The organism is Acidovorax sp., from assembly GCF_046339755.1.
Lineage (GTDB): Bacteria > Pseudomonadota > Gammaproteobacteria > Burkholderiales > Burkholderiaceae_C > Acidovorax.
Map to the genome: position 1 here is coordinate 22,552 of NZ_JBKDTZ010000029.1, position 6,036 is coordinate 28,587.

General features: G+C 61.6%; 8 protein-coding genes. 6 read left to right on the forward strand and 2 right to left on the reverse strand.

From position 1 onward, the window contains the following. The first annotated feature begins 21 nt into the window (after window positions 1–21). The gene (locus ACK59X_RS02615) at window positions 22–264 is read left to right on the forward strand and encodes a hypothetical protein (protein ID WP_409954917.1); all 243 of its coding nucleotides are present in this window, start codon (window positions 22–24) and stop codon (window positions 262–264) included. 119 nt (window positions 265–383) lie between these two features. Beyond that, the gene (locus ACK59X_RS02620) at window positions 384–695 is read left to right on the forward strand and encodes a hypothetical protein (protein ID WP_409954919.1); all 312 of its coding nucleotides are present in this window, start codon (window positions 384–386) and stop codon (window positions 693–695) included. Window positions 696–741: 46 nt separating this feature from the next. Here ACK59X_RS02620 and ACK59X_RS02625 read toward each other — a convergent pair whose 3' ends face one another. Together ACK59X_RS02625 and ACK59X_RS02630 are read right to left on the reverse strand one after the other, a co-directional pair. Further along, entirely contained in the window at window positions 742–1,692 is a 951-nt protein-coding gene (locus ACK59X_RS02625) for an IS481 family transposase (protein ID WP_409954921.1), read from the reverse strand. A 129-nt stretch (window positions 1,693–1,821) separates the two neighbouring features. Then, window positions 1,822–2,136 (reverse strand): hypothetical protein, encoded by a 315-nt coding sequence (locus ACK59X_RS02630; protein ID WP_409954923.1) that lies wholly within the window; start codon window positions 2,134–2,136, stop codon window positions 1,822–1,824. Window positions 2,137–2,399: 263 nt separating this feature from the next. Between ACK59X_RS02630 and ACK59X_RS02635 the strand changes: the two genes are divergently transcribed. The 4 genes from ACK59X_RS02635 to ligD all read left to right on the forward strand — a co-directional run bounded on the left by ACK59X_RS02635 (window position 2,400) and on the right by ligD (window position 5,946). Next, window positions 2,400–2,897, forward strand: coding sequence for a hypothetical protein (locus ACK59X_RS02635; RefSeq protein ID WP_409954925.1), 498 nt, complete (start codon window positions 2,400–2,402; stop codon window positions 2,895–2,897). Between the two features lie 57 nt (window positions 2,898–2,954). Continuing rightward, window positions 2,955–3,200: a hypothetical protein gene (locus ACK59X_RS02640; protein WP_409954927.1), complete on the forward strand. Its 246-nt coding sequence runs from the start codon at window positions 2,955–2,957 to the stop codon at window positions 3,198–3,200. Window positions 3,201–3,286: 86 nt separating this feature from the next. Then, the gene (locus ACK59X_RS02645; RefSeq protein WP_409954928.1) at window positions 3,287–3,472 is read left to right on the forward strand and encodes a DUF3606 domain-containing protein; all 186 of its coding nucleotides are present in this window, start codon (window positions 3,287–3,289) and stop codon (window positions 3,470–3,472) included. A gap of 17 nt (window positions 3,473–3,489) precedes the next feature. Continuing rightward, window positions 3,490–5,946: a non-homologous end-joining DNA ligase gene (gene ligD / locus ACK59X_RS02650; RefSeq protein WP_409954931.1), complete on the forward strand. Its 2,457-nt coding sequence runs from the start codon at window positions 3,490–3,492 to the stop codon at window positions 5,944–5,946. Window positions 5,947–6,036 lie beyond the last annotated feature (90 nt).

The window sequence follows — 6,036 nt, forward strand, 5'->3', positions numbered from 1 at the left end:
CCCAACAATAGAGGTAGGTGTATGCCATTGGAATTCCTTCGGGCAATTTCGGTGGGGCCGTTTCCGCTGGAATTAACTGGCCAGGCCGAACTGGACAAACTGCGTGTGCTCGCTGCGGCGGACATGGTCGAGGCGGAACTGCCCGAAGTGGGCAAGCCTGCCGTTGCGGTGGTTCGACGAATTACAGGATATGGGCGGGCAGCACTTGCTGCGAGCCCTCCCCATGGGCTGCGGAGACCCGCAGCAGATCGTAAGGAGCATTGAGAGTGAGACCTCGCGGAGATGAAACGAGATCCCCCAGGCGATTACTGGGGGAGTTCACACCAACGAACACGGGACCAGAATGGAGCGGCTACGTCCCTGTCCGTGTAAAGACTCGGCGCGTGCTTGGATTGGACGGTCAAGGCAAGTTCACATCGGACTATCTTGAGGTCGTGTCTGCCGCCGGTGTAATAGAGATTGCGGGTGGCCGCCAGGGCCGACATTTCACCGCACTGTGGGTCGGCTTCTCGTTCGCGAATGAACTTCCCGAGCCTTCGTTTGTGCTGAGCGAGCAAATGGCGGTTGGCACTCTTGTTTTGCCTGCAGCCCTTTTCCAGTCTTGGCTCGCAATACTCAGCCAACCCGCATACTTCCGTATTGGCGGCGATGGTCGGGGCAATGCCATTTCTTCCGACATCACTTTCTGGGGCTAGCTAGCTCACGGTTCCCACAACCCAGGGTGGATGGTAACTCAGCGGCCTAGATGTGAAGAGTCAACAGGTTGTTTCCTGTTGGATTGAGTCTGTCCATAGGCACCAAGCCACCAATGCCACTGTGTGGCCGGTGCCAGTTGTAGTGATGCTGCCAACTTGCCAAAGCCACCGTCCGCTCAGCTGAGTTCTGGTAGCTCCAGCCATAGGCCCATTCGCGCAGCGCCGATTGGATGAATCGCTCTGCCTTGCCATTGGTCTGGGGCCGGTAGGCCCGGGTGAACTTGTGCCGGATGCCTAAAGCCGTGCATGCAGCGGCAAACTCGCGTGAGCGAAACGCGGATCCGTTGTCCGTCAGCAGCCGCTTGATGGTGATGCCCAGCCTCGCGTAGTAGGCCACCGCATTGCGCAGGAACTGCACTGCCTGGCCCTTCTTCTCATCGGGGTGCATTGCGGTGAAGGCAATGCGGGCATGGTCATCAATGGCAACGAACATCGTCTCCCAACCCGCTCCATCGACCGAATCCTTGCGATTGCCGGTGACCCGGTGACTTGGCCTGACGATGACACCGAGCTTCTTGGTGTCGATGTGCAGAAGATCGCCGGGCGCCTCGTGTTCGTAGCGCACCACAGGCTCAGCAGGCACCAGATCGCTCAGCTTGGACAAGCCGGCCCTGGCCAGCACGCGGGCCACCGTGGCCTGGGAAACACCCACGTTGCGTGCAATGCGCGCCTGCAGCATGCGCCGCTTGCGCAACTCCAGGATCAGCAAGGCCTTGGATGGGTCGATGGCACGGGGTGAGCTGGCGGGCCTGGAGGATGCATCGGCCAGGGCAGCCTCACCTCCTGCCAGATAGCGGCCAAGCCACTTCCTGGCGGTGGGCGGGGTGACGCCTTGTACAGCAGCGGCTTGCACAGCGCTGAGGCCCTGCAGTGTCATCTGCTGGACCATCTCCAGGCGACGGGCAAACGTAAGTCGGGCATGCTTATGGGTGTTCATTCGGTTGGGTGTCCTGAGTTGATTGGGTGTTTGGCGACTTCCAGTCTCTCAAACCCAATCCGGATGAACACCGGATACAACCTATTGAATCCTCACACCTAGACGCATATTGCTGCTCTGCGTAGCGTGTCAGCCCAGCGGCGACTTACCCTTGGCATCTGGGTCGCTAGGCCCATTCCTGTCCGACAAGCCCGCACCTGGGGCCTTGCCGAGCTCGCCTTGGTCTCCGGTGTTGTGATCGGGGGTGTCCCAGGTTCCTCCAGTGCGGCTGGTGTTACCGCGCGGGTGGTCCTCACTTTCGTCCTCGAAGTTCAATTGCTCCGACGTGGTGGGCGGCAGATCGATGACGCCACGATCCGCCTTATTCAAGGCGCTTGGCGCCACTTCCTCGGCCTGGTTGTTGCCAGAGCCTTCGGCGGCATTATGTCTGGGTTGCTGGGACATGGCATTTCCTGGTTAGGTGCTAACCACGGTGGCAAGCGAATGCATTCATGGTGCGCAGCACCCCATTCGTCATGTGTCGGCACGCCGCGGGCTCAAGTAGGAATGGGCGCATTGGGGCGACACCTGTAGGAGATCCCTGCGAGCAAACCGGCATGTCGGCCTAGACCTTCCTTTCATCGCAGATCGTAATTTGAGTGATTCTGCAACCACCCCGCTGCAGGCCTTAATCGTTCGGTCTGCGGCTGACCTCCAAGGAGACCATCATGAGCGAGCTTCGCACCAGTCCACTTGATCCCGAGAACAGCCCCGGCGCTGGCGCCGTCGTCGGAGGCGTAGCAGGAGGGATTGCCGGAGGCGCCGCCGCAGGTGCTCTGGCAGGAGGCCTGACGGGGCCGGCCGGCGCTGCTGTTGGCGCTGTCGTCGGCGCCGTGGCCGGTGCAGTGATGGGCAGCAAGACGGCGGATCCCGCAGTCGAAGACACCTACTGGCGCGAGAACTTTGACTCGCGGCCCTATGCCACCGGCTCGACCTACGACGAGTACCAACCTGCCTATCGGTATGGCGTGGACTCCTATTCCAAGTACCCCAATCGTGCGTTCGAGGACATCGAGCCAGAACTTGGCAGGGAATGGGGCGGCGCGCGAGGTCGTTCGTCGCTGGAATGGGAGAAGGCGAAGCACGCCACCCGAGATGCCTGGCACCGGGTGAGCAACGCGGTGGAACGGGCAATCCCCGGTGACTCCGACAAGGATGGACGCTGAGAAACATCTACGAGGCATCACCGATGCCTCACTGCCCTTCAACCCCAGGAGACACCCATGCAAGAGAAAGCCAATGATCCCCATCCTCTCAGCGACCTCGCCTACGACTGGATCACTTTGATCCAAAACAAGGCCCAGGCATTGATGGCCTACGACCAGTACATCAAGGATGCTGAAGCTGCCGGCTCGCAAGAATGCGCTGCGTTCTTCAAGAAGGTCCACGATACCGACAAGGCTCAGCTGGCTGAGGCCAAGCAGCATTTGCTGGCCGTGCTTCAAGGCAAGATGGGCGCTGCCAAATAGACCCAGAAGCGAATGCGAAATCGCCTGTGCGCCTTTGGCGCATGGGGGCAATCGATCCAAACTGCACAACAAACCTGGAGACCACCATGGCAGACGACAAGACCAAGACTGGCGGGCAGGACCGCTCTCGAATCAGCCTCAGCGAGGACTACGAGGTGCGCGACTGGGCGGCCAAATTCGGTGTCACCGCCGAACAGCTCAAGGCGGCAATACAGGCCGTTGGCAATGACGCCAAGGCAGTGGAAGAACATCTGAAGGGCGGCAAGCGCTGATGTGAATGGGTGGCGCTGTGCGCGTCGTGACCTGGAACATCAACAACGTCAACAAGCGGCTTGACCTGCTTGTCGATTGGCTGCAGCGCACCCAGCCCGATGTGGTCGCGTTGCAGGAACTCAAGGCCCCGACCGCTGACTTTCCCGCGCAAGCACTGCAGGCTGCCGGCTACCATGCAGTGGTGGTCGGTCAGCGCACATGGAACGGCGTGGCACTGTTGTGCCGCGGGACCGAGCCTCTTCCGGTTGTGACCGCGCTGCCTGGCGATCCCGCCGACACGCAAGCGCGCTACGTGGAGGCCGCCATCGACGGCGTGCTCTTCGCGTGCCTGTACCTTCCCAATGGCAATCCGCAGCCCGGGCCCAAGTTCGACTACAAGCTGCGCTGGTTCGAGCGGCTGCGGCTGCGCACGCAGAAACTCTGGAATTCCGGCTACCCGGTAGTGCTGATGGGGGACTGGAACGTCGTCCCGACGGATGCGGACATCTACAAGCCCGACACCTGGCGCGACAACGCGCTGCTGCAGCCGGAGCCTCGCGCAGCCTTTGCGTCCATCCTGGAACATGGCTGGACCGATGCCATCGCCCAGGTCCATCGCAAGGCGAAGGAAGTGCCATTCACGTTCTGGGACTACCGCCGCAAGCGCTGGGAGCGGAACGCGGGTCTGCGCATTGACCACATACTGGTGAACACCTCATTCAAGGTAACAGATGCAGGCGTGGACCGCGAAGAGCGGGGGCGAGAAGGCGCCAGCGACCATGCCCCTGTAAGGGCGGAACTCACGCTCAAGAGGAAGACACCCATGAAGTCCAAGGCGCCCGCCGCCACGGTCTCTACGGCACTCACGAAAAAGCCCGGCGCCCAACCCGCACCGGAGATCGCTCCTGAGCCTCTGTCCACGTACAACGCCAAGCGCAACTTCGGCAAGACCGCGGAGCCCGCCGGCGTGGTTTCGGTGAAGCGCAAACGAAGCGGTGCTGCGCCCGCCCCGCTGCAGTTCGTCATCCAGAAACATTGGGCGTCCCGCTTGCACTACGACTTCCGCCTGGAACTCGATGGCGTGATGGTGAGCTGGGCCGTGCCGAAGGGACCGTCCTACGACCCCAAGGTGAAATCCGTGGCCATCCATGTCGAGGACCATCCCATCGACTACAACACCTTCGAGGGTTCGATCCCCAAGGGCGAATACGGTGCCGGCACAGTCATCATCTGGGATCAGGGCACGTGGGAGCCGGTGGGCGCGCCTCGCGATGGCTTGATCAAAGGCAAGATCATGTTCCATCTGCATGGCCAGAAGCTCGCGGGCCTGTGGGAGTTGGTGCGCATCTCCAAGCGGGGAGAGAAGAAGCAGGACCAGTGGATGCTGTTCAAGAAGCGCGGCGACGCCTGGGCGCGGCCGATTGCGGAGTACAACGTCATCACCGCGTTGCCCGACAGCGTCGTCAAAAAGCCTCTTGGCCTGATCGAGGAACGGGAGCCCAGGACAGCGTCGCCGGTAGTGCCGCGCAGCAACACCGGCGCCAACGACCTGGCCGCGGCCAAGAAAGGCAAGTTGCCTGCCAAGCTGGAGCCGCAACTGGCCATCCTGGTCTCTGCCGTTCCCGAGGGTGACTGGGTCATCGAGACCAAGTTCGATGGCTACCGGGTACTCGGCCGCATCGATGGCGACGATGTGCGCATCTTCACACGCAACGGCAACGACTGGACGGAGAAGCTGCAACCCATCGCCGATGGACTTGCGCAACTGGGCCTGACCAGCGCCTGGCTGGACGGCGAGATCGTGGTGCTCAATGACGCTGGTATCCCAGACTTCAACCGCCTGCAGAACGCCATCGACAACGCGCGCACTGCGGAGATCGTGCTCTTCGTCTTCGATGTCCCCTTCCTCGGTGGCATGGACCTGCGTTCGGTGCCGCTGGCATCCCGAAGGAATGTCCTGAAGCAGTTGTTTCAAGAACGGGAGAGCGAGGTCGTTCGCTTCAGCCAGGCGTTCGAGGTGGCGCCCAGCCAGCTCCTGGGCGCGGCCTGCCAGATGGGCCTGGAGGGGGTGATGGCCAAGCGCGCCGATGCGCCATATGTCTCGGGCCGCACCGAGACCTGGGTGAAGCTCAAGTGCCAACACCGGCAGGAGTTCGTTGTGTTGGGCTTCACGGACCGCACCAATGCGGCCAAGGAAGTGGGCAGTCTACTGCTGGGCTACTACGAGAACGGAGAACTCCGACATGCCGGCTCCGTGGGCACGGGCTGGGATTCCGCGGGCGGTCGAGAACTGCACACCAAGCTGACCAAGCTCGAAGTCAAAGCGGCGCCTGTGAGCGCAGAAGAGGTCAAGCCGGGGCGCTGGTCCAAGCGCCGGGCGGGCAGCGAACGCTGGGTAAGGCCTTCGATGGTGGTCGAGGTGGCGTTCGGCGAGTGGACGCCCGACCGGGGTCTCCTCGTTTTCAGTGCAATAAGTGACGGTACGAAAAGCTAGCACTGGCGCGGAGGTGGTGTTGGTAGATCGTTGATTTCATTGACTTTCCTGTTCACTTTCAAATCTGCGATTCGTGGCGTCAAACCGTGG

Bases quoted from the DNA above. Each gene is read 5' to 3' on its own strand.
- ACK59X_RS02615 (WP_409954917.1), top strand. From the start codon at position 22: ATGCCATTGGAATTCCTTCGGGCAATTTCGGTGGGGCCGTTTCCGCTG.
- ACK59X_RS02625 (WP_409954921.1), bottom strand. From the start codon at position 1,692: ATGAACACCCATAAGCATGCCCGACTTACGTTTGCCCGTCGCCTGGAG.
- ACK59X_RS02630 (WP_409954923.1), bottom strand. From the start codon at position 2,136: ATGTCCCAGCAACCCAGACATAATGCCGCCGAAGGCTCTGGCAACAAC.
- ACK59X_RS02635 (WP_409954925.1), top strand. From the start codon at position 2,400: ATGAGCGAGCTTCGCACCAGTCCACTTGATCCCGAGAACAGCCCCGGC.
- ACK59X_RS02640 (WP_409954927.1), top strand. From the start codon at position 2,955: ATGCAAGAGAAAGCCAATGATCCCCATCCTCTCAGCGACCTCGCCTAC.
- ACK59X_RS02645 (WP_409954928.1), top strand. From the start codon at position 3,287: ATGGCAGACGACAAGACCAAGACTGGCGGGCAGGACCGCTCTCGAATC.